This window comes from Lelliottia sp. EB106-05-01-XG201 (assembly GCF_058791735.1).
Map to the genome: position 1 here is coordinate 753,186 of NZ_JBYTDV010000001.1, position 21,548 is coordinate 774,733.

Here is a 21,548-nt window from a genome sequence, read left to right on the forward strand (position 1 = left end):
CTGTGTTGCCCGGCGGCGTTGCGCTTACCGGGCCTACGATTTTGTAGATTTTGTAGGCCGGGTAAGGCGAAGCCGCCACCCGGCTTTTTTGACTGCGTTAACCTCCGAACTGATCCGGATCCGGTCCCAACCGCTTGCCCTGATCCAGCTTCGCTATCTCGCTCAACTCCTCTTTATCCAGACGGAAATCCCAGACGTCGAAGTTCTCGGCAATGCGCGACGGAGTAACCGATTTCGGGATCACCACCAGGCCGCTGTCCAGATGCCAGCGAATGACAATCTGCGCGGCAGTTTTGCCGTACTTCTCAGCAAGATCCCGAATGATTTTCTGATCGAACACGCCTTCGCCGCCCTGAGCCAGCGGGCTCCAGGATTCGGTCTGAATTTTGTGGGTGGCGTTCCAGGAGTGCAGCTGACGCTGCTGCATCAGCGGGTGCAGCTCGATCTGATTAATTACCGGCGCGACGCCCGTTTCATCAATCAGACGCTGCAGATGATGGATCTGGAAATTACAGACGCCGATGCTCTTCACCAGCCCCTCTTGTTGCAGGTCGATCAGCCCTTTCCAGGCCTCAACGTAATGATCGATGGCCGGAACGGGCCAGTGCATCAGATAGAGATCCACGAAATCGAGCTGGAGTTTTTCCAGGCTTTCCAGCAGGGCTTCGCGCGGGCGTTTCTGGTCGTCGTTCCACAGTTTGGTGGTGATGAATAACTCATCGCGAGAGATGTCAGCGCTGGACAAGGCTTTGCCCACGCCGTCTTCATTTTTGTATGCGGCGGCGGTATCGATAGACCGATAGCCGACTTCCAGTGCTTTGTGAATGGCGGAAACGACCTCGTCATTGCCGGCTTTCCAGACGCCGAGCCCCAGCTGGGGCATGACGTTGCCGTCCTGAAGCTTGATTAGGGTTTGGTTTGCCATTTTTCCTCCTCCATTTGCTCATCACCGGGGGTGTCCCCGGTGATGTGGTGTGCATTAAGTCTGGACGAAATGTCAAAAAACGAAAGGCGGGATGACAAAAACGCTTAGCGGGCCGCTTCGTAAATGCGACGGCTGACGTCCAGCGTAATGTCGTGTTTTTCGCCCAGTTGCGTCATTCCGTGCTCTTCGAGTTTAGCCAGCAGGGCAGGAATGGAGCTGCCGTCAAGTCCGTAACCAGACAAGCGAGTTGGCACGCCCAGCGATTCGAAGAAGTTGCGGGTCGCCGCGATAGCCGCGTCGATACGCTCGTCGTCAGAACCGGAAGTGATATTCCAGACGCGCTCGCCGTATTGCAGCAGTTTTTCACGTTTGGTATCGCGTTTTTCATTCCACAACGCAGGCAGAACCACCGCCAGCGTCTGGGCGTGATCCAGACCGTGCATCGCCGTCAGCTCGTGGCCCAGCATGTGGGTGGCCCAGTCCTGCGGCACGCCAGCGCCAATCAGACCGTTCAGCGCCTGAGTCGCGGCCCACATCACGTTGGCACGCACGTCGTAGTTTTCCGGCTCTTGCAGCGCTTTCGGGCCGTCTTCGACCAGGGTCAGCAGAATGCCTTCCGCGAAACGATCCTGAATTTTGCCGTTCACCGGGTAAGTCACGTACTGCTCAACGGTGTGAACAAAAGCATCCACCACGCCGTTCGCCACCTGACGCGGCGGCAGGGTGTAGGTGTAAACCGGGTCGAGAACCGCAAACACCGGCTGAACGTGCTCGTTCATGAACGCCTGTTTGTCACCGGTGGTTTTGCGCGAGATGACCGCGCCTTTGTTGGATTCAGAACCGGTCGCTGGCAAGGTCAGCACGGAACCCATTGGGATCGCGCTGGTGATTTTGCTCCCGCCGGTTTGCAGGATTTCCCACGGATCCACGCCGTCAGCATAGTGTGCAGCTGCGGCGATAAATTTCGTGCCGTCGAGAACCGAACCGCCGCCGACCGCCAGCAGGAAAGTGATCTTCTCATCGCGGGCGATTTTGACCGCGTTCATCAGCGTTTCGTAAGACGGGTTTGGCTCGATGCCGCCGAACTCACGCACGTCCACGCCTTTCAGCGCGCTGTAAACCTGGTCCAGAACGCCAGTTTTCTTGACGCTGCCGCCGCCGTAGGTGATCAGTACACGGGCGCCAGCTGGGATCTGGTCGCGCAGATCGGCGATGGCGTCTTTACCAAACAGAATGCGGGTTGGGGTGTGCAGGTTAAAATTATTCATTGCTCGTGCCCTTTAGGTGGGTGAAAAACGTGGCGGCGTCGATGGCTGCCTGATGGTGCCCATTGTGGACATCGGACGCCCGCCTCTCAATGCACATTCCTGCCGTTGTCTTGCCCATTTCTACAGAGGGCTGGAGAAAAGGGAAAAAGATGCGCAAACTGGCATCAGTGGAAACCCTGGCCGGAGCGAACCAAAATGAACCGCGATGAGATTTGCCTGCAATTGACAGGTCAAATTAATAGACTGAAAGATAAAGAAAATAACCTCACTGAGCTGCTGCCGGATATCCGTCTGTTGTACGGTACACAGCCCGGGACGCGCACGCCGGTGATGTATCAGCCTGGCATCGTATTTCTCTTTTCGGGTCATAAAATTGGCTATATCAACGAACGCGTGTTCCGCTACGACACCAATGAATATTTGCTCCTGACAGTACCTTTACCCTTTGAATGTGAAACTTTCGCGACAGAGGCGGTTCCGCTGGCCGGTATTCGCGTGAATGTGGATATTCTTCAGCTTCAGGAGCTGCTGATGGATATCGGCGAAGACGAACTGTTCCAGCCCGCGATGGCGGCAAGCGGAATCAACTCGGCCACGCTCTCGGACGAGATCCTCTGCGCCATTGAGCGCCTGCTGGATGTGATGGAACGCCCGCTCGACGCGCGCATTCTCGGTAAGCAGATTATCCGCGAGATCCTCTATCACGTGCTGATGGGGCCGGGCGGCGGGGCGCTGCTGGCGCTGGTGAGTCGTCAGACCCATTTCAGCCTGATCAGCCGGGTGCTGAAACGTATTGAAAGTCAGTACACGGAAAACCTGAGCGTCGATGAGCTGGCGTCAGAAGCCAACATGAGCGTTTCGGCGTTTCACCATAACTTCAAATCGGTCACCAGCACCTCGCCGCTGCAGTATCTGAAAAGCTATCGCCTGCACAAAGCGCGGATGCTGATGATCCACGACGGTATGAAAGCTAGCGCCGCGGCGATGCGCGTTGGCTACGAAAGCGCGTCGCAGTTCAGCCGTGAGTTTAAACGCTATTTTGGCGTGACGCCGGGGGAAGATGCCGCACGTATCAGGATGATGCAGGGCGTTTAAAAAGGATGGTAGGCCGGGCAAGCGCAGCGCCGCCCGGCGAGGCAGCAAAATCAGGCGCTGCAGTATTTCTTCTTAATCACGACCACCAGCGTCCCGATCAGACCCGCGACCAGCAGGAACATCGGCAGGATCATCAGGAAGGTCATCACCTGATCTTCGTGGCGTTTCACAAACGGGATCATGCTGATGGCATAACCCAGGGAGGTCACCACGCCGACCCACAGCACAGCGCTCAGCCAGTTAAAGAACTGGAAGCGACGGTTCGACAGGCCAGAAATCCCGGCCATGGTCGGCAGCAGGGTGCGAATAAATGCCAGAAAACGCCCGGCCAGCAGTGCCAGCAGACCGTGGCGGTCGAACATGCAGGTGGCTCTTTCATGGTATTTGACCGGCAGCTGTGCCAGCCAGCCTTTCACCACGCGGGTATTCCCGAGCCAGCGGCCCTGCAAATAGCTCAGCCAGCAGCCGAGGCTGGCGGCGGAGGTTAAAATCACGACCGTCGGGGCGAAGTCCATAACGCCTTTACCGATTAACGCACCCGCTAATAACAGCAGGCTGTCGCCAGGGAGAAACGAGGCAGGCAGCAGACCGTTTTCCAGAAATAGCGTGGCAAACATAACGAAATAAACAACACCCACAACGTGCGGGTCCGCCAGCGCGGCAAAATCGTGTTGCCAGAGCGCAGCGATAATATCTTGAATGACAGCCATGGACTTTCCTGTGGAACAACGGATATGCGGCTATTGTACTCCTGATTTACCCGGCTTGGGTTGATCGCGGACGCAACAAACGCAGACTTTTCTGCTGTCAGTGTCTGTAAAACCGTCCGGGAGTACGTTTACAGCCTGCACTCTACACGATACGTGCAAAACCTGCCGACAAATCCGCGAGCAGATCATCAACATTTTCTAAACCGATATGCAGGCGGATTAGCGTGCCGGTAAAGTCGATTTCCCCGCCGGGACGCAGCTCGGCCAGTTGCTCGGGCTGATTCGGCAGAATCAGTGATTCGAAGCCGCCCCAGGAGTAGGCCATGCTGAAGAGCGAGAAGTTATCCAGGTAGGCCGCCAGCTCGTCGTTGTTCAGGCGCTTTTTAAGCACAAATGAGAACAACCCGCTGCTGCCCGTAAAATCACGTTTCCAGAACTCGTGGCCTTTGCTGCCCGGCAGCGCCGGGTGATTGACGCGTTCCACCTGCGGATGTTGCGCCAGCCATTCGGCAATTTTCAGGCTGCTTTCGTGATGCTGACGCAGACGCACGCCCAGGGTTCGAATGCCGCGGCTGGTCATGTACGCCGTATCGGCATCGACCATCTGCCCCATCAGGTAAGCATTCTCTCGCAGCTGATCCCAGCAGCGGGCGTTCGACACCGCCGTGCCGATCATGCCGTCCGAGTGGCCGATGAGATATTTGGTTGCCGCCTGAATCGAGATGTCGATATCAAACTCGAGGGCTTTAAACAGTACGCCCGCCGCCCAGGTGTTATCGATGATGATAATCGCCTCAGGCGCGACGCGGCGCACCGCGCGGACGATCGCCGGGACGTCGTGCACTTCCATGGTGATCGAGCCGGGAGATTCCAGAAACACGATGCGTGTATTAGGTTGAATAAGTTCGGCAATGCCTTCGCCGATCAGCGGATCGAACCAGCCGGTGGTGACGCCCAGACGGGTGAGGATTTTGGTGCAGAAATCCTGGCTCGGTTCGTAGGCGGTGTTGGTCATCAGGATATGATCGCCCTGCTCAACAAACGCCAGAATGGTGTTCGCCACCGCCGCCGCGCCGCACGGGAACAGGGCGCAGCCGACGCCGCCTTCCAGCTCGCACATCGCTTCCTGCAATGAGAAATGGGTCAGCGTACCGCGACGCCCGTAAAACAGTTCGCCTTTCGCCCGGTTGCGGGTGGCGTGTTTCTTGGCCTCAACCGTATCGAAGACCAGCGAGGAGGCGCGCTGAATCACGCTATTGACCGAGCCCTGAGTGTACTTTTTACTGCGTCCGGCCTGAACGAGCGTGGTATCAAGATGCTTCTCTGTCATGTTCGCTAAACCTGTTTTTATCCGTCTGGACGTCCAGACTACCACGATTGCGAGAATCTGCACCCGGATGCTTAGCGAATAAGCACAATATTTTATGAAAAATACGCATAAGAAATTTTTACTGCGTAAGCGCAAGGAAAATGAGCGAAATTTACGGCACTATGCAAATACTAATGAGAACTACTATCAATTCGACGTGGTTTTGATATTATTATGCTCAGAATTTGTGATTTGCGTCCTGGAGATACAGAGTGGGTAATAATTTGATGCAGACGGACCTCTCCGTTTGGGGCATGTACCAACATGCTGACATCGTGGTTAAGATTGTGATGATCGGCCTGATTCTGGCGTCCGTGATCACCTGGGCAATTTTCTTCAGCAAGAGCGTCGAGCTGATTTCGCAAAAGCGCCGCCTCAAGCGCGAACAGCAGCAGCTGGCGGAAGCCCGCTCTCTGAATCAGGCGTCTGACATCACGTCAGCGTTCCACGCGAAAAGCCTGACCACCCAATTAGTCAACGAAGCTCAGAACGAGCTGGAACTCTCCGCAGGCAGTGAAGATAACGAAGGCATTAAAGAGCGTACGGGCTTCCGCCTGGAGCGTCGCGTTGCCGCCGTCGGTCGTCACATGGGCCGCGGGAATGGTTATCTGGCGACTATCGGTGCGATCTCCCCGTTCGTCGGTCTGTTTGGTACCGTATGGGGCATCATGAACAGCTTCATCGGGATTGCGCAGACGCAAACCACTAACCTCGCGGTTGTCGCCCCGGGTATCGCAGAAGCCCTGCTGGCAACGGCTATCGGCCTGATTGCCGCTATCCCGGCGGTGGTTATCTATAATATCTTCGCGCGTATGATTGGCAGCTTCAAAGCCACGCTCGGTGATGTTGCCGCCCAGGTTCTGCTGCTGCAAAGCCGCGATCTCGACCTCAGCGCCAGCTCCGTTAAGCCGGTCCACTCTGCTTCGAAACTGCGTGTAGGTTGATAAGCCATGGCAATGCGTCTTAACGAAAATCTGGACGATAACGGCGAAATGCATGAAATCAACGTGACGCCGTTTATCGACGTTATGCTGGTTCTGCTGATTATCTTCATGGTGGCCGCGCCTCTGGCGACGGTGGACGTGAAGGTCAATCTGCCGGCCTCTTCCAGCCAGCCGCAGCCGCGTCCGGAAAAACCGATTTACCTGTCGGTGAAAGCCGATAAGTCGATGTTCCTGGGCAACGACCCGGTCACCGATGAATCTGTCGTTCCGGCGCTCGACGCGCTGACACAGGGCAAGAAAGACACCACCGTCTTCTTCCGCGCGGATAAAACCGTCGACTACGAAACCATGATGAAAGTGATGGATACGCTGCACCAGGCGGGCTATCTCAAAATCGGGCTGGTCGGCGAAGAGAAAACTGTCCAAAAATAAGTTCGTTGTGCCGGGTGGCGGCTTCGCCTTACCCGGCCTACGTGCTGGAAAGTAGGCCCGGTAAGCGAAGCGCCACCGGGCAGATTGAAAGCACTATCCCAAATGCTCCCCGCCGCACACGCCGTGCACTTCTGCTGTTACGTAACTCGACTCCTGACTCGCCAGATAGACATACACTCCAGCCAGCTCCGCAGGCTGCCCTGCGCGCTTCATCGGCGTCTTCTGACCAAACTGCGGGATTTTCTCCTGCGTCTGTCCGCCAGAAATCTGTAGCGCCGTCCAGATAGGACCCGGTGCGACCACGTTCACCCGAATCCCTTTCTCTGCCACCTGTTTAGCCAGCCCTCGGCTGTAGTTCAGGATCGCCGCCTTAGTGGAGGCGTAATCGAGCAGATGCGCGCTCGGCTGATAGGCCTGAATCGACGAGGTGGTCACGATGCTGGAACCGGCAGGCAGTAGCGGAATCGCCTCCTGGGTGATCCAGAAAAGCGCCAGAACGTTCACCGCGTAGGTTTGCTTGAACTGTTCGGTGGTCAGGTCGGCAATCTTCTCGACGGCGACCTGTTTCCCCGCGACCAGCGCCAGCGTATCCAGTCCGCCCAGGGCTTCACGCGCTTTATGCACCAGCGAACGGGCAAAGGATTCATCGCTCAAATCGCCTGGGATCAGCACCGCTTTGCGGCCCGCCTCTTCGATCAGCTGTTTGACCTCCTGCGCGTCCTCTTCTTCCGCAGGCAGGTAGTTAATCGCCACGTCAGCGCCTTCACGCGCGTAAGCAATGGCGGCGGCACGCCCGATACCGGAGTCCCCGCCTGTCACCAGTGCCTTACGATCCTGGAGCCTGCCGCTGCCCTTGTAGCTCTTCTCGCCGCAATCGGGCACGGGCGTCATCTTCGCCTGAACGCCTGGTGCTGGCTGCTTTTGCTTAGGGTATTCGCCGGTGTGGTACTGGGTGGTTGGGTCCTGGAGCTGTGTCGGATGTTTTGACATAAGGCCTCTCCTGCTGGGTGAGTTAGGCCATTAAGTGTAGAAGAGCGAGCGGAGGGGATGACCGTATTCAGGGGAATCTGACTGGCGAGACGAGGCTATTCAGGGTCGACGAGCGCGGGGGAGGCGGCATCCGCTTTCGCGGCCAGCGCCTCTTCGTCGAGGGCGACGGCGGTGACGTTCGAGGTGTGATACCCGCCGTCAGCCAGCTTGCGCGTCAAACGCAGCGTGGAGACTTCTCTGGACAACAGGTGCTGATAATTGCTCTCAAGACGCCCCATGATTTTTTCTTTCAGCTCGGGCTTGAGGGACATCACCGCATTGATCATCGCGCCATAAATCTCTTCTTTCACCTGCAGAGAATAGATTTCACGGCGATTTTCCCATTTCAGACGCACCAGCGCGGCCGGGATCGATACCATGTCTTGCGCAATGCGGGTCATCTCGTCGTTTTTATGCGTTATTAATGCGTCGAGATTTTGCTTTAAGATAAACTCATCGCTTTTATGGTTATCTAAAGTCAAATAAACGTTATTATCTTCAACTTCTTTCAACTTAATCATCCTCTAGTTTATAAAAGATGGGGTTGTTTTTTTCGCGAGTAATAAGATTAAGCCAAATTTCGTTGCCCGCTTCATTTATTTCTTCGGTTTTTTCAGCCATTATTTGACTTAATGTCTGGGCATCTATTTCACCCTCGGCCTGCAGGTCGTTAAGCAGGTGGGCAAAGGCTTCAATCTTCACGACGCGGAATAGTCGGTCTTTAATATGGCGGTCGTGCTCTTCCAGCAGCATATTACGTGATTTACCGGTACGGGTAACACCAATTAATATGTCAGCCTCAAAATCTGACAGCTTTCTTTTTCCCTGAGTGAAATTAGCATTGCTTTCTGCTTCCGCCGATTTAGGGACCACAGAGGCGATGTGGTACCTGACCGGCACAAGATTGTCGGGCAGCATTTTAATATCCTTTAATTTCAACAGGGTAGGTTCAAATAGGGCGTGAGATTCGTTGACAATAACATGAGGCAAATTTAAAATCAAAAAAAATGGAGCCAACCCATGAACAGCATTTTTTATTCTGTCATTACCTTACTATTGCTTACCGCTGGTGTTCTTTTATTGATGCGAGAGTTCAATAAAACGAAAGACTTACGGAAAACTGGCGAGTCATCTCAGCCGGTTTTGATGACCAAAGAAGAGGGCGAGGACCATTTCTCGCTGCTGATGAATGCGATTACGCCGGTCTGGTACTGGCGAGTGAATCACGAATATATCGACTTTCTTCACGCGACAATTAAGCGAATGAAGATGACCGAAATAAACGACAGGCCCGGTTTGTTTGAAGCGCAGCGTCGCTGTAGCGATCTGAACTCGGCGGTCTATAAATATTACGATAATATCAAAAAGCGCTGCCTGAACGGCGAGAAGGTCTCTTATTCCGATCTCGACGTGCTGAATCTGCGCCAGTGTTTTCGTGAATTTAGCCTGGAAGCCTATCCGGAGCTGGTGGTGCTGGTCTGGCCGGAGTATGAGCGTCCGGTGGTGGATCCGGCGACGGTTTAGGGAATGTGCCCGTTTTTCCCCCTCACCCTAACCCTCTCCCAAAGGGAGAGGGGATTTCGACTCCCTCTCCCTATGGGAGAGGGCAGGGGTGAGGGCACCAGACCGCATTACTTATCCGACGACGCCTGCCACAAATTCAATTCGCCGTCCGCGACATGCTGATCAATCCTTTTCAGCTCATCGTCGCTAAAGTGCAGATTCTCCAGCGCCTGAACGTTCTCTTCGAGCTGCTCCGGGCGGCTGGCCCCAATCAACACCGACGTCACCCGATCATCCTTCAGCAGCCAGCTCAGGGCCATCTGCGCCATCGTCTGACCGCGGTCCTGCGCCATCTCATTGAGCAACCGCAGACTGTTCATGTTGGCGTCCGTCAGCATCTTCTCCGTCAGCCCGCGCACCTTTTTCCCCTCGCGCTGCATCCGCGAACCGTCCGGAATGCCGTTCAGGTATTTTCCGGTCAACAGGCCCTGCGCGAGGGGCGTAAAGGCAATACAGCCGGTGCCGTTTTCCACCAGCGTATCCAGCAGGCCGCTCTTATCCACCCAACGGTTTAACAGGTTGTAAGACGGCTGATGGATCAGCAGCGGAATTTTCCACTCGCGCAGCAGCTCGGTCATCTTCTGCGTGCGTTCCGGGGAGTAAGACGAAATCCCGACGTACAGCGCTTTACCACTTTGCACGGCGTGGGCCAGCGCGGCGGCGGTCTCTTCCATCGGCGTGTTCTCATCCACGCGATGGGAATAGAAAATATCGACATATTCCACGCCCATGCGCTTCAGGCTCTGGTCGAGGCTAGCGAGCAGATACTTGCGCGAACCGCCGGAGCCGTACGGACCGGGCCACATGTCGTACCCGGCTTTGGTGGAGATAATCAGCTCATCGCGATACGCGGCAAAATCCTCGCGCAGCAGGCGGCCAAAGTTCTCTTCCGCGCTGCCCGGAGGCGGCCCGTAGTTATTGGCGAGGTCGAAATGGGTGATGCCGCAATCAAAGGCTTTACGCAGCAGCGCGCGCTGAGTGTCCAGCGGCTGTACGTGGCCGAAACTGTGCCACAGCCCGAGCGACAGGGCGGGCAGGCGCAGGCCGCTTTTACCGCAAAAGCGGTACTGCATATTTTCGTAGCGGTCAGGGGAAGGGGTCCAGGTCATGATGTCTCCTTTCTATGATGAATTTTCGAAACAACGTTTTCATTCTATGATTATAAAATCACAATTCGAGGAGATATGCGATGACCCGCCTGACCGCTAAAGATTTTCCGCAAGAATTGCTCGATTATTATGACTATTATGCCCACGGCAAAATATCCAAACGCGAGTTTCTGAACCTCGCAGCGCGCTATGCAGCGGGCGGTGTCACGGCGCTGGCGTTATTCAATATGCTCAAACCCAATTATGCGCTAGCCGAGCAGGTGAAATTTACCGATCCCGATATTCTGCCGGAATACATTCATTACCCGTCGCCGAACGGCAATGGTGACGTGCGCGGTTATCTGGTGAAACCTGCGAAGACCACCGGAAAAGTGCCTGCCGTGGTGGTGGTCCATGAAAACCGGGGGCTGAATCCCTATATTGAGGATGTCGCCCGACGCGTCGCCAAAGCGGGATATATTGCCCTGGCACCGGACGGATTAACCTCCGTCGGCGGTTATCCCGGCAATGATGAAGAGGGCAAAGTGCTGCAACAGAAAGTCGATCCGACAAAACTGATGAACGATTTCTTTGCCGCCGTCGAGTTTATGAAAAAACATCCCGATGCGACCGGCAAAGTCGGGATCACCGGTTTTTGCTACGGTGGTGGCGTCTCTAATGCCGCGGCGGTGGCCTACCCGGAGCTGGACTGCGCCGTACCCTTCTATGGTCGCCAGCCCGCCGCGGCGGATGTTCCACGTATTAAAGCGCCGCTGCTGCTGCATTACGCAGAGCTTGATAAGAATATCAACGAAGGCTGGCCCGCCTATGAAGCGGCACTCAAAGCCAATAATAAAGTCTATGAAGCCTGGATTTACCCCGGCGTGAATCACGGTTTCCATAACGATTCGACTCCGCGCTACGACGAAGCCGCAGCCGAACTGGCATGGAAACGAACGCTGGGATGGTTTGAGAAATATTTGAAGTAATATGAATTTAATGTTTCAAAAAGGAGCCGGAAAATCCCGGTTCTTTTTTATTATATTTGCGCGCTAATTATAAGGGTATTGGGTGATATTATTTTTTTAAAAATTAAGATGCGTAAGTTTTTATAAAAATACTCCTTAAAGTGTATGCGTTGCCGATAACGAAGATAAGACTCGTCTTAGACGAGTTTTCCCTAACGGCAAGGATACTCTTATGCAAATGCTTCGTAATTTTACTATCCGGTTCGTCATGCTGACGATTCTGGGTATTTTTTGTTTGATGTGGGCAGGGGTTGGGCTTTACAGCACCTGGTCACTTTCCAGGGTTTCAGACGGGAACGACATCGATCGCCAGATCGTGAAACAAATGACGATTTTGAGTCAGGGTAACGATCAATATTTCCGCTTCGTCACGCGCCTCAGCCGCGCAATGGAAGCCAAAGCGGCAGGCGGTAATCCTGATTTAGCCTCCGCACAGCAGGCGCTGGATAATATGAGCAAGAAGCTCAACGAGATGAAGGCCATCTCCCCAGGACCGATGGACGAAAACGTCTCAGCGGAAGTAATTAGCAGCTGGCAGGCGCTGCTGGATCAAGGGATTGCCCTGCAAATGCAGCAGGCGCAGCAGGGGACGATCGAGGGATATCGTCAGCAGGCGAATAACGTCACGCCACCCCTGAGTCGCGCGTTTGGCGCGGCGGCGGATAAATTTAACACCTCCGCGGCCAGCACTCTCGACAGTACCCGTGACGTGGTGGACAGCCTGACCCGCATGACCCGCGTGGTGATCATCGTCGCGACGATTATCGGTCTGCTGATCCTGCTCTTCACCGACCGTTATCTGGTCGCCATGCTGGTGAAACCGCTGGATCGTATCCGCGAGCACTTCCGCCAGATCGCCCAGGGCGACCTCAGCCAGCCCATTGCCCCGTTTGGACGCAACTGCGTGGGCCGACTGGTGCCACTGTTAACCGCGATGCAGGATAGCCTGCGCGAAGCGGTCAGTTCGATTCGCTCCGGCAGCGAGAATATCTGGCGCGGGGCGACGGAAATTTCCAGCGGCAATAACGATCTCTCTTCCCGTACGGAAGAACAGGCCGCAGCGCTGGAACAGACGGCCGCCAGCATGGAACAACTTACCGCCACGGTAAAACTGAACGCCGAAAACGCGCGTCAGGCCAGCCAGTTGGCCGATGTCGCCTCCACCACCGCGAGCCGCGGCGGTTCGCTGGTGGATGACGTCGTCACCACCATGAGCGGGATCTCCACCAGCTCGAAGAAAATCGCCGAGATCACCACGGTGATCAACAGCATCGCCTTCCAGACCAATATTCTGGCGCTTAACGCGGCGGTTGAAGCGGCGCGTGCCGGGGAGCAGGGCCGTGGATTTGCCGTCGTGGCGGGGGAAGTGCGTAACCTGGCGAGCCGAAGCGCCAACGCAGCGAAGGAGATCGAAGGGCTGATCGCCGATTCCGTTTCCCGCGTCGAACAGGGTTCTAAAATCGTCAGCGACACCGGCACCACCATGGAAGCGATCCTGCGCGCCGTGACCGAAGTGACGACCATCATGAAGCAAATCGCCTCGGCGTCGGAAGAGCAGAGCAAAGGGATTTCGCAGGTTGGCGTGGCGATTACGCAGATGGACGGCGTGACGCAGCAGAACGCCTCGCTGGTGGAGCAGGTCTCCGCCGCCGCCTCGGCCCTGGAACGTCAGACGGAAGAGCTGCAGCGCTCAGTGCAGAAATTCCGCCTGTCAGCGCAGGAGCCGCAAAACGGTGCGCCTGCTGTTTCGCCGAAAGCGCCAGCGCTGGCGAAAGCATCGGGTGTGCCCGATGAGTGGGTTTCGTTCTGATCGATCTTTAAAGCTTCTTTGTGGCGGTAGTGGAATTGTTCCGTTCACTCATAGTTGGCTGCTACCTGCTGACCTCTCAGCGGTGAACGTGTTAAGGGGGCCGCCGCCCCCTTAACAATCCCGGCTCCCGGCAAAGAAAATCGCCGCTTCGCGGTGCCCTCAGCTTATTCCTTACGGCTTTCGGGTCGGGCGCGATCCTGCATCCATGCAGGTCGCACCCTCTCGGCGCATCCCTGCGCCTCGACCCGGCCTCCAGGAAACGCTTCGGCGATTTTCAGCCGGACTCCCGATCCCTCCAGCTTCACAACCGTCTGAATGTGGCGCCGGTGTTGGTCCCCTTGTCACGTTCACAGGTTATAGAGTGATTATATTCTGCTCAGCATAAGGTGAACGGAATAACCTCTAATGCTAGAGGGGTCAGAAGAGCCTCGCGCAGCCCCAATTTCCACTAGCCATCGCTCAAAATATCGCTATATAATTTGATATATAACGATTGAGGGTAGAGCGATGGAAAACCATTTTGGCAAAGGGTTGATGGCGGGGATGCGCGCGGCGCAGGCGGATACCGCACACAACGTGGCGCATTTCTGTTCCGACTATAAGCGCGGGTTTGTGCTGGGCTTTTCGCACCGGATGTTTGAGAAAACCGGCGACCGCCAGCTTAGCGCGTGGGAGGCGGGAATTCTGACGCGCCGCTACGGGCTGGACCGCGACATGGTGATGGATTTCTTTAAAGAGAATCAGTCCAGCACCACGCTGCGCTACTTTATGGCGGGTTATCGTCTGGAGGGGTGAGCGTCGGTAATCATCTGCGTGACCTGGGACAGGGAGCCGATTTTGACTTCGCTCGAACGCTGGAACTTACTCTTATCAATCAATAACAAAGACTGGCTGGCGCGGCGTAACAGCTGCGACTTAAAGGCCGCGTTTTGCTCGGCGGGGTCCCATATATCACCCTGTTCATCCACCCCTTCGCAGGAAAAGATAAACAGGTCGATCTCAAGCCCTTTCAGCAGCGTCACCAGCGCAGGGTTAACGTAGCAGCGATATTTCCGATCCAGCATCCCGCCCGTGCAGATCAAATTAATGCGCTCACGTTTCGCCATTTCATGGCAGATGGGCATGCTGTTGGTGACCACCGTCAGGTCGATGTCCGGAAGCTGGCGGGCGAGATGAAAACAGGTCGAGCTGGCGTCGAGGGCGAGGGTCATGCCAGGGCTGACCCAGTCCAGCGCGCGATGGGCGATATCCACTTTATCGGCATAATGGCTTTTGAGCCGCGCGCCGAACGGCTCGCCGCCGTCGCGGTTATCCGGGTGGATGGCGCGCGCACGTCCGTGGTGACGCACGATTTTCCCCTGCTGCTGCAACCCTTTCAAATCGCGACGGATGGTCTCCTTACTCACGGCCAGCTGGTCGGCCAGCGCCTCGGTCGTCAGACCGTCGCAGCCGCTCAGCAGCTGGATGATCGTCTGCTGACGATTGGCCTTCACGCGTCGGTTCCGGTGCGCGAAATGGAAATCAGCGTCGTGCCGATCGCCACGCCATTCTTGCCGGCGTGTTTGATCTGATACATCGATTGGTCCGCGCGGCGCAGGGCGTTGACGAAATCATCCTGGGTTTGCACCTCATCAATCCCAATCGACGCCCCCACCTGCGCCTGGCCGTTATCCAGCTCGAAGGGGGTGAGCGCCGCGCGCAAACAGCTATGCGCGGTGCTGTTCACCCACAGACTGGAGAGCGGGAAGGGCAGCAGCAGGACAAACTCATCCCCGCCCAGTCGACCGACAATCGAGCCCTGAGGACAGGTTTCGCGCAGGCGTTGGCTCAGCTGGATCAGCAGCTCATCGCCGCTGCGATGGCCGAAGGTGTCGTTCACCGTTTTGAAATCATCGAGATCGATAAAGGCCACGCACAGCGGGCCCTGAGCTTTGAGTGCGCCGAAGTGTTTGACGAGGGCATGGCGGTTGGCGAGGCCGGTAAGCGGATCGTGATTTGCCAGCAGCGCGAGCTGTTCCTCGTACTGCTTCTCTTTGGTCATATCGATGTGGGTGCCGGTCACTTTGATCGGGTTACCGACCTCGTCCCACTCGCTGACGCGCCCGCGATCCAGCACCCAGCTGACGGTGCCGTTTTTATGCTGCATCCGGTGCAGCGCTTCGTAGAAGGCGGTTTTGCCGTGCAGATGGTCATAGAAGGCATCCAGCACCATCTGTTTATCGTCGGGGTGAAGGTGTTCCCGCCAGACGTCGAACTGCGCGCTCAGCTCTTTCGGCTGGTAGCCGAGCATCGACCCCCAGCGGCGATTGTAGATAATCAACTTCCCTGTCGGCACATCAAGCTGCCACAGACACAGGCCCGTGCCGTCCAGCGCAGCGCTGAGCTTGCTCCGGGCGTCGCGTGCCAGCCTGGCAAGCCGGGCGTTATGCTTTTTCAGATTCTGGATCTGTTGTCTTAGCGCCTGTTCTGACATAGGAAATTTCTTAGGAAAATAAGAATTATTCTTGCCAGTTTAGCGTCGGTTGTAAATATGCTGTTGAAAAAAGAGGGTGATTTGCGATAAGTGCATCTTTTTTCAAAGATGTGGAACAATCGCCAGCGCGACGGCGTCCGATTAAACACGAATTTTTGAACGTTTAGTCCACTTTTGGAATTGAATTACATATGAATATAGGTGCCTGAGAATTATCTTGTAGAGGATTCACTATTTTTATTTGATGCAATGGATGCTATGGATTCCCTACCTCTTATTATTCTTTATGAACCACGCGTACTTATACGCCATGGCCTCTGTCTACAGCTTCAGGAGCTGGGGCATCAGGTGATTGCCTGCCTGTCTCCCGATCAACTGACCGAAGAGATTTGTAGCCAGTCAGATGCCCCCAAAGTGCTGCTGGTCGGGGCAGCAGGGCTGGAAGGCGTGCTGGGAAAAATCCTTCGGACGTTACACTTTACGAAAACGCTGTCGCTAAAAACGGTGGTCTATCTTCCGCAAAAAGAGGAACTGCTGACGCGTTTATTTATCGCCTCTGGGGCGAGTTATTGTCTGACAGAAGATGAGCTGGGCAGCAGATTGCCGCTCATGATTAACGATGTTTCTCTCCGAACCGTGCGCGGAAAACATTTTTCCCTCTCGGAACTGAATGTCCTGCTGGATTATTCCAGCGGTCTGCAAACGCAGGAGATCGCAACCCGTCGGCACTGCAATTATAAAACGGTATTTACCTTTAAACGCAATGCGCGACTGCGCTTAGATATTGATACCAAAGCGGGCTGGATGAATTTGCTCTCGGCAATGGCTCAACTCTCTTCTTACTGTAAATAAGGATATTTATGTTTATCTGTCAGATTCATTACCAAATCCGGAATGAATTATATCTTGCCGGGATCCGCAACAGCCTGGATAAACTGGCCAGCCACAATCCTCACTGGGGCTACCAGCTGACAGCGAAGGATACCTCCCCGCAGGACGAGGCGCATTTTTCGATTTTTGATATGACCGAGTGCCTGACAAAAGAGGCCTTCCTCAGCCATGACATCGCCGATCAACCGCGCTCGCTGGTTCTGCTGAAGGCAGCGCAAAAAGAGTTGATGTCCGCGCTGGTGCTGGGCTCCCGCTGCTCGATTCTTTGCGTGGATGAAGTACATTTCAACATGCGTGAACTGATCGATACCGTCATGAAGAAAAAGCGCTACCTCAGCGTGCTGACCACCCGGCATCAGACCATCACGTTGCCAACATCACCGGTGGCGCTGACGCGGGCGGAAAGCATGATTCTGGATTATCTCTGGCAGGGGCGTTCCGGCGTGGATATTTCGAAGGTGCTGTTCCGCAGTGAAAAAACCATCAGCACGCACAAGAGAAGTATTATGCGTAAGCTCAATGTGACCACCGATCTGGAACTGCGAAAATGCATCCAGCACTATGAAAATAAGAAAATGGATGTGGTGAATTAATTATCGCGGTGGGGATATCAATAAAAAGGCCGGGCAATCCAAAAGATGCCCGGCCTTTTTTCTGCGACTTAGTGAGTGGCTTCGCCCACCAGACCGCCCGCACCGGCACCCACGGCCGCGCCTTTCAGCACGCTTTTGCCGGTGATCGCTGCTGCACCTGCGCCAACCACCGCGCCCACGGCACCGCCTTTGCGTGCCGCTTTGCCTTTATCGCCGCTTTTGAACATCGCCCCGGTGCCTGCGCCCACCACGGCACCGCCGACGGTGGATTTCACGCTTTTGCCCGTTGCCGCGCCGATAGCCGCACCCGCAACGGCACCTGCGGCGGTTTTATCGATCGCAAGCGTTGAGGCGGAAACGAGGAGGGTACCAATGAGTAGCGTTGCCTTCATGCAGTTCATCATGTTTATTTCCTTATGCTCTAAAATCCACTTCGCTCACCCAGGTGGAGAGCAAACGCCAGGATACTGCCAGTAAAACGGGGCCAATAAATAGGCCAATCATGCCCCAGGCCAACATCCCCCCGATCACCCCGATCATGATCAGCAGCACCGACGTGTCTGCACCACGGTTGATCAGCAGAGGTTTAATGAAGTTATCCAGCGCGCCCGCGACGACCGTCCAGGCCAGCAGCAGCGACGCCATTCCGTGCATTCCGCTCCAGAATAACCACGCCACAGCGGGCAACATGACGATCACCGGTCCGAGCTGCATCAGGCACAGGACGAAGATCATGCCAGTCAGCAGGGCGGCCGCCGGGATCTGGCAGATCAGCAAGCCGATACCCGCAAAGGCCGACTGAATCACCGCCGTCAGCACAATGCCCATCGCCACGACCTGAATCGTTTTACCGGCCAGAACCACGGCTGTTTCACCGCGTCCCTGGGCAATACGTCTGGCGAAATGCCGCAAGCCGCGCGCAATACGCTCGCCGTGCAGATAAAACACCAGGCACGAGACCAGCATCAGCACGCCGTTCACCAGCAATGAGCCAATATGCGTCAGCTCGTTGATCAGCAGGGTCGCGCATTTCATCAGCCAGGGTTTCAAGGTGCCAAACAGCACGGTGCTGTCGCTGTGAATCAGCCCCAGCCATTTGTCATGCAGATGCGGGCCGATTTTGGGGATCCGATTGAGAAACTCACAGGTCGGCAGATGAGCCATATCCAGCTGCATCAGCCAGTGCAGGGCATCCTGCGCCATAACGGTAAAAGCCGTGGCGCTCAAAATGACCGGAAGCAGGAAGATAGCGCTCAAAAACAGCATCATCAGCAGGATCGCTACCCCTCTGCGGCGCACGATTTTGCGCTGCAGCAGAGTAAACAGCGGCCAGGTAGCAATGGTAATCAATCCGGCCCAGATGACGCTGAGAATAAAGGGTTTCACGATCCAGACGCAGCAGCAGAGCATCGTTAAAATCAACAACACGCTGAACAGGATCTGCGGCACATCGCGCGGCGGGCGAGAAGCGATCATGAGTGCGACAGCTCCTTCGCGTTCGCGGGCTGCCTCAGGTCATTCAGATGGATATCCATTTGCGGGTAAGGCATGGCGATCTGATTGGCATCCAGCGCGTTCTTAATGTTTTCCATCAGGTCGTAATAAACGTCCCAATAGTTTTTATTTTCTGTCCACACGCGCACCACAAAATTCAGCGACGACGGCGCGAATTCGTTTAAACGAATGACCTGCCCTTTGTCATGCAAGATCCGCGGGTCAAGGGTAATGACGGTTTTAATGACGCTTTTCAGATGTTCAATGGAGGTGGTGTAAGCCACGCCTAACGTAATATCGACCCGGCGATGCGGCTGGCGCGAAAAGTTAGTGATTTCGCTGGCGATGATTTTCCCGTTCGGGACCACCACCATTTTATTATCGGAAGTGCGAAGCGTGGTGGAGAAAATATGCACCTCTTCGATGGTGCCTGCCACCGCGCCCACGCTGGCATATTCCCCGGCGCGGATCGGGCGCAGCGTAACCAGTAAAACACCCGCTGCGAAGTTGGACAGCGATCCCTGTAACGCCAGACCTACCGCCAGCCCGGCGGCACCAATCACCGCGATGATCGATGAGGTTTCCACCCCAAGGCGACCCAGCGCAGCCACCACGGCGAAGGCCAGCATCGCATAGCGCAACAGGGCGCTACAGAATTGCGTGACGGTTTTATCGACCTGACGGCTCAGCAATAACCGTTTGAATCCCGCGCTGGCGATACGCGCGATAAAGACACCGGCACACAATAAAAAAACGGCACCAATAAGATTGAAAACACCCTGAACGATGGTGGATTCATTATTGATAATCCAGTGGATCAACTGCCTGATTCCGGGGAACGCCTCGAACTTCATTTCGTATTCCTTGGCCAAGTAAATCCGTCAGTCTAATGGCGGTGAGGAGAAGTCCGGGAGCGCTATTTTGTCTCTTTTTGGAGTAAAAAAATATGGATAACTCATTGTTATCGAAACTGTTTCATGTATACCTACAAAGAGTGCGGCGAATCGATCTCTCAATCGTTATATAATCCATTTCATAACGAAAGTGAGAGGGCATTATGAACACACGTTTTTGGCAGGCAGTCACCTTAAGTTTACTGTTTTTACTCCCGTTATCGTCCGAGGCGTCCCGCCAGATAACCGACCAGATTGGCCGCACGATCACCATCCCTGACAAAGTCGATCGCGTCGTGGTGCTGCAGCATCAGACGCTGAACTTACTGGTGCAAATGAACGCCAGCGACAAAATCGTTGGCGTGATGGCGAACTGGAAACAGCAGCTTGGTGACGGCTACGCCCGCCTGGCACCCGAGCTGAACCAGAAAGCGACGCTTGGCGATCTCACCCATGTCGATCCGGAAAAACTGATCGCCCTGCATCCGCAGGTGGTGTTTGTCACCAACTACGCGCCGCAGGAGATGATCGACAAAATCAGCAGCCTGGGCATTCCGGTGGTCGCTATTTCCCTGCGCCACGATGCGCCAGGGGAAAAAGCAAAACTGAACCCGACGATGGCCGACGAAGAGAAAGCCTACGATCTGGGGCTGCGCGAGGGGATCACCTTGATCGGCGAGATCGTTAACAAACCGCAGGAAGCCAAAGATCTGATCGCCGCCACCGACAAGGGGCGCAAGATGGTCAGCGATCGTCTGAAAGATATGCCGGCAGAACACCGTATTCGCGCCTATATGGCTAACCCGGAACTCACCACCTACGGTTCCGGAAAATATACCGGTCTGATGATGGCCCATGCGGGAGCTATCAACGTGGCGGCGGCGACTATTCAGGGCTTCAAAACCGTGGCGATGGAGCAGGTTATCGCCTGGAACCCGCAGGTGATTTTCGTGCAGGATCGCTATCCGTCCGTGGTCGACGAAATTAAACATTCACCCCAGTGGCAGGTGATCGACGCTGTGAAAAACCACCGCGTCTACCTGATGCCGGACTACGCCAAAGCCTGGGGCTACCCGATGCCAGAAGCGATGGGTATCGGCGAGCTGTGGATGGCGAAAAAACTCTATCCGGAGAAGTTTAAAGACGTCGATATGCATCAGGTCGCCGATGAGTGGTACCAGCGTTTCTATCGCACCCACTACCAGGGTATCGACTGATGCGCGTCCTGGCGGCGGGCAGCCTGCGCGGCGTGTGGCCGCAGCTGATGGCGCATTTCCCGCGTCCGGTCGACACTCAGTTTGGCCCGGCCGGGCTGCTGCGGGAGCGGATTGAAGCGGGCGAGCCGTGCGATCTGTTTGCCTCGGCCAATGTCGCGCATCCGCAGGCATTGCTTCAGAACGGGCGAGCACGTTCCGTGGCGGTGTTCGCCAGCAACACGCTTTGTCTGACTGTGCGCAGTGACGCCCTGCGAGAGGGCGACGACTGGCTTTCGCTGCTCACGCGTCCCGATTTACGCCTGGCGACCTCCACGGCCGGGTGCGACCCTTCTGGCGACTACACGCAGGAGTTGTTTACGCGCATGGGGGACGCGGGCGTTGCCGTGCGCGAGCGGGCGCAGGCCCTGGTCGGCGGACGGGAATCTGCGCCGGTTCCGCCGGGAAAACTGGCGGTGGAGTGGATCATTCAGAGCGGTCAGGCGGATCTGTTTATCGGCTACGCGAGTTACGCGCCAAAACTGCGTCTGATTCCGGAGTTAAAGGTCCTGAACATTCCGGCACCTTTTAACCCGCGTGCGGAATATGCCTGTGCAGTGATGACGCCACAGGCGGAGAATCTGGCGGAGTTTTTACAGTCGGAAAAGGCCAAAGCGATATTGCAGCAGGCGGGGTTCGGCGTGTAAATCAGCCGGGTGACCCGGCATCCATATCAGGTTTTGTAGGCCC

The 21,548-nt window shown here is 55.6% G+C and carries 24 protein-coding genes; 11 read left to right on the forward strand and 13 right to left on the reverse strand.

What is annotated here, in order from left to right:
• Nucleotides 1-97: 97 nt before the first annotated feature.
• Together dkgA and yqhD are read right to left on the reverse strand one after the other, a co-directional pair.
• Nucleotides 98-925 carry a 2,5-didehydrogluconate reductase DkgA gene (dkgA, locus tag AC3WS9_RS03540; RefSeq protein ID WP_282494310.1) on the reverse strand — a complete coding sequence of 276 codons (828 nt, stop codon included), beginning with the start codon at nt 923-925 and terminating at the stop codon, nt 98-100.
• Between the two features lie 104 nt (nt 926-1,029).
• Nucleotides 1,030-2,193, reverse strand: a complete 1,164-nt coding sequence (gene yqhD, locus AC3WS9_RS03545) for an alcohol dehydrogenase (RefSeq protein WP_492486749.1) — start codon at nt 2,191-2,193, stop codon at nt 1,030-1,032.
• Between the two features lie 195 nt (nt 2,194-2,388).
• Here yqhD and AC3WS9_RS03550 point away from each other — a divergent pair, with 195 nt between their 5' ends.
• Nucleotides 2,389-3,288, forward strand: coding sequence for an AraC family transcriptional regulator (locus AC3WS9_RS03550; protein ID WP_282494312.1), 900 nt, complete (start codon nt 2,389-2,391; stop codon nt 3,286-3,288).
• A 50-nt stretch (nt 3,289-3,338) separates the two neighbouring features.
• On the opposite strand, the gene yghB is transcribed toward AC3WS9_RS03550, so the two are convergent.
• Together yghB and metC are read right to left on the reverse strand one after the other, a co-directional pair.
• Nucleotides 3,339-3,998 (reverse strand): DedA family general envelope maintenance protein YghB, encoded by a 660-nt coding sequence (yghB, locus tag AC3WS9_RS03555; protein ID WP_282494313.1) that lies wholly within the window; start codon nt 3,996-3,998, stop codon nt 3,339-3,341.
• Nucleotides 3,999-4,140: 142 nt separating this feature from the next.
• The gene (metC, locus tag AC3WS9_RS03560; protein ID WP_285158774.1) at nt 4,141-5,328 is read right to left on the reverse strand and encodes a cystathionine beta-lyase; all 1,188 of its coding nucleotides are present in this window, start codon (nt 5,326-5,328) and stop codon (nt 4,141-4,143) included.
• Nucleotides 5,329-5,579: 251 nt separating this feature from the next.
• Between metC and exbB the strand changes: the two genes are divergently transcribed.
• Nucleotides 5,580-6,311 carry a tol-pal system-associated acyl-CoA thioesterase gene (exbB, locus tag AC3WS9_RS03565; protein ID WP_282494315.1) on the forward strand — a complete coding sequence of 244 codons (732 nt, stop codon included), beginning with the start codon at nt 5,580-5,582 and terminating at the stop codon, nt 6,309-6,311.
• Nucleotides 6,312-6,317: 6 nt separating this feature from the next.
• On the forward strand, nt 6,318-6,743 hold the full coding sequence (gene exbD / locus AC3WS9_RS03570; protein ID WP_282494316.1) for a TonB system transport protein ExbD: 426 nt from the start codon (nt 6,318-6,320) through the stop codon (nt 6,741-6,743).
• A 93-nt stretch (nt 6,744-6,836) separates the two neighbouring features.
• Here exbD and AC3WS9_RS03575 read toward each other — a convergent pair whose 3' ends face one another.
• The 3 genes from AC3WS9_RS03575 to AC3WS9_RS03585 all read right to left on the reverse strand — a co-directional run bounded on the left by AC3WS9_RS03575 (nt 6,837) and on the right by AC3WS9_RS03585 (nt 8,690).
• Nucleotides 6,837-7,733, reverse strand: coding sequence for an SDR family oxidoreductase (locus AC3WS9_RS03575; RefSeq protein WP_492486753.1), 897 nt, complete (start codon nt 7,731-7,733; stop codon nt 6,837-6,839).
• A gap of 95 nt (nt 7,734-7,828) precedes the next feature.
• A complete protein-coding gene (locus tag AC3WS9_RS03580; RefSeq protein ID WP_492486755.1) occupies nt 7,829-8,293 on the reverse strand; it encodes a cytoplasmic protein in 465 nt (154 codons plus the stop codon).
• Nucleotides 8,286-8,690: a hypothetical protein gene (locus tag AC3WS9_RS03585; RefSeq protein ID WP_095283367.1), complete on the reverse strand. Its 405-nt coding sequence runs from the start codon at nt 8,688-8,690 to the stop codon at nt 8,286-8,288. The genes AC3WS9_RS03580 and AC3WS9_RS03585 overlap by 8 nt, the downstream gene beginning before the upstream one ends.
• Before the next feature lie 102 nt (nt 8,691-8,792).
• Here AC3WS9_RS03585 and AC3WS9_RS03590 point away from each other — a divergent pair, with 102 nt between their 5' ends.
• The gene (locus AC3WS9_RS03590) at nt 8,793-9,296 is read left to right on the forward strand and encodes an ESA_00282 family adhesion-associated protein (protein ID WP_492486757.1); all 504 of its coding nucleotides are present in this window, start codon (nt 8,793-8,795) and stop codon (nt 9,294-9,296) included.
• 107 nt (nt 9,297-9,403) lie between these two features.
• Here the strand turns inward: AC3WS9_RS03590 and AC3WS9_RS03595 are convergent, their stop codons facing one another.
• Entirely contained in the window at nt 9,404-10,444 is a 1,041-nt protein-coding gene (locus AC3WS9_RS03595; RefSeq protein ID WP_492486759.1) for an aldo/keto reductase, read from the reverse strand.
• An 80-nt stretch (nt 10,445-10,524) separates the two neighbouring features.
• Here AC3WS9_RS03595 and yghX point away from each other — a divergent pair, with 80 nt between their 5' ends.
• From yghX to AC3WS9_RS03610, 3 genes are all read left to right on the forward strand, one after another.
• Entirely contained in the window at nt 10,525-11,412 is an 888-nt protein-coding gene (yghX, locus tag AC3WS9_RS03600) for a YghX family hydrolase (RefSeq protein ID WP_282494321.1), read from the forward strand.
• A gap of 211 nt (nt 11,413-11,623) precedes the next feature.
• A complete protein-coding gene (locus AC3WS9_RS03605) occupies nt 11,624-13,261 on the forward strand; it encodes a methyl-accepting chemotaxis protein (RefSeq protein WP_282494322.1) in 1,638 nt (545 codons plus the stop codon).
• 507 nt (nt 13,262-13,768) lie between these two features.
• A complete protein-coding gene (locus AC3WS9_RS03610; protein ID WP_282494323.1) occupies nt 13,769-14,056 on the forward strand; it encodes a DUF2623 family protein in 288 nt (95 codons plus the stop codon).
• On the opposite strand, the gene fucR is transcribed toward AC3WS9_RS03610, so the two are convergent.
• The gene (fucR, locus tag AC3WS9_RS03615) at nt 14,038-14,754 is read right to left on the reverse strand and encodes an L-fucose operon activator (protein ID WP_492486761.1); all 717 of its coding nucleotides are present in this window, start codon (nt 14,752-14,754) and stop codon (nt 14,038-14,040) included. The genes AC3WS9_RS03610 and fucR overlap by 19 nt on opposite strands.
• A complete protein-coding gene (locus tag AC3WS9_RS03620) occupies nt 14,751-15,734 on the reverse strand; it encodes a diguanylate cyclase domain-containing protein (protein WP_492486763.1) in 984 nt (327 codons plus the stop codon). The genes fucR and AC3WS9_RS03620 overlap by 4 nt, the downstream gene beginning before the upstream one ends.
• A 201-nt stretch (nt 15,735-15,935) precedes the next feature.
• Between AC3WS9_RS03620 and AC3WS9_RS03625 the strand changes: the two genes are divergently transcribed.
• On the forward strand, nt 15,936-16,586 hold the full coding sequence (locus AC3WS9_RS03625) for a hypothetical protein (RefSeq protein ID WP_492486765.1): 651 nt from the start codon (nt 15,936-15,938) through the stop codon (nt 16,584-16,586).
• A gap of 8 nt (nt 16,587-16,594) precedes the next feature.
• A complete protein-coding gene (locus AC3WS9_RS03630) occupies nt 16,595-17,218 on the forward strand; it encodes a helix-turn-helix domain-containing protein (RefSeq protein WP_282494327.1) in 624 nt (207 codons plus the stop codon).
• Between the two features lie 68 nt (nt 17,219-17,286).
• Here the strand turns inward: AC3WS9_RS03630 and AC3WS9_RS03635 are convergent, their stop codons facing one another.
• Genes AC3WS9_RS03635 through mscS form a run of 3 tightly spaced genes read right to left on the reverse strand, consistent with a single transcriptional unit; the run spans nt 17,287 to nt 19,566 of the window.
• The gene (locus AC3WS9_RS03635; protein WP_282494500.1) at nt 17,287-17,619 is read right to left on the reverse strand and encodes a glycine zipper domain-containing protein; all 333 of its coding nucleotides are present in this window, start codon (nt 17,617-17,619) and stop codon (nt 17,287-17,289) included.
• A 13-nt stretch (nt 17,620-17,632) separates the two neighbouring features.
• Entirely contained in the window at nt 17,633-18,694 is a 1,062-nt protein-coding gene (gene ydiK / locus AC3WS9_RS03640; protein WP_492486767.1) for an AI-2E family transporter YdiK, read from the reverse strand.
• Nucleotides 18,691-19,566 carry a small-conductance mechanosensitive channel MscS gene (gene mscS, locus AC3WS9_RS03645; RefSeq protein WP_492486769.1) on the reverse strand — a complete coding sequence of 292 codons (876 nt, stop codon included), beginning with the start codon at nt 19,564-19,566 and terminating at the stop codon, nt 18,691-18,693. The genes ydiK and mscS overlap by 4 nt, the downstream gene beginning before the upstream one ends.
• A gap of 203 nt (nt 19,567-19,769) precedes the next feature.
• Between mscS and AC3WS9_RS03650 the strand changes: the two genes are divergently transcribed.
• Nucleotides 19,770-20,822: an ABC transporter substrate-binding protein gene (locus tag AC3WS9_RS03650; RefSeq protein WP_492486771.1), complete on the forward strand. Its 1,053-nt coding sequence runs from the start codon at nt 19,770-19,772 to the stop codon at nt 20,820-20,822.
• Nucleotides 20,822-21,505: a molybdate ABC transporter substrate-binding protein gene (locus AC3WS9_RS03655; protein WP_492486773.1), complete on the forward strand. Its 684-nt coding sequence runs from the start codon at nt 20,822-20,824 to the stop codon at nt 21,503-21,505. Before AC3WS9_RS03650 ends, AC3WS9_RS03655 begins: the two co-directional genes overlap by 1 nt.
• Nucleotides 21,506-21,548: the final 43 nt, after the last annotated feature.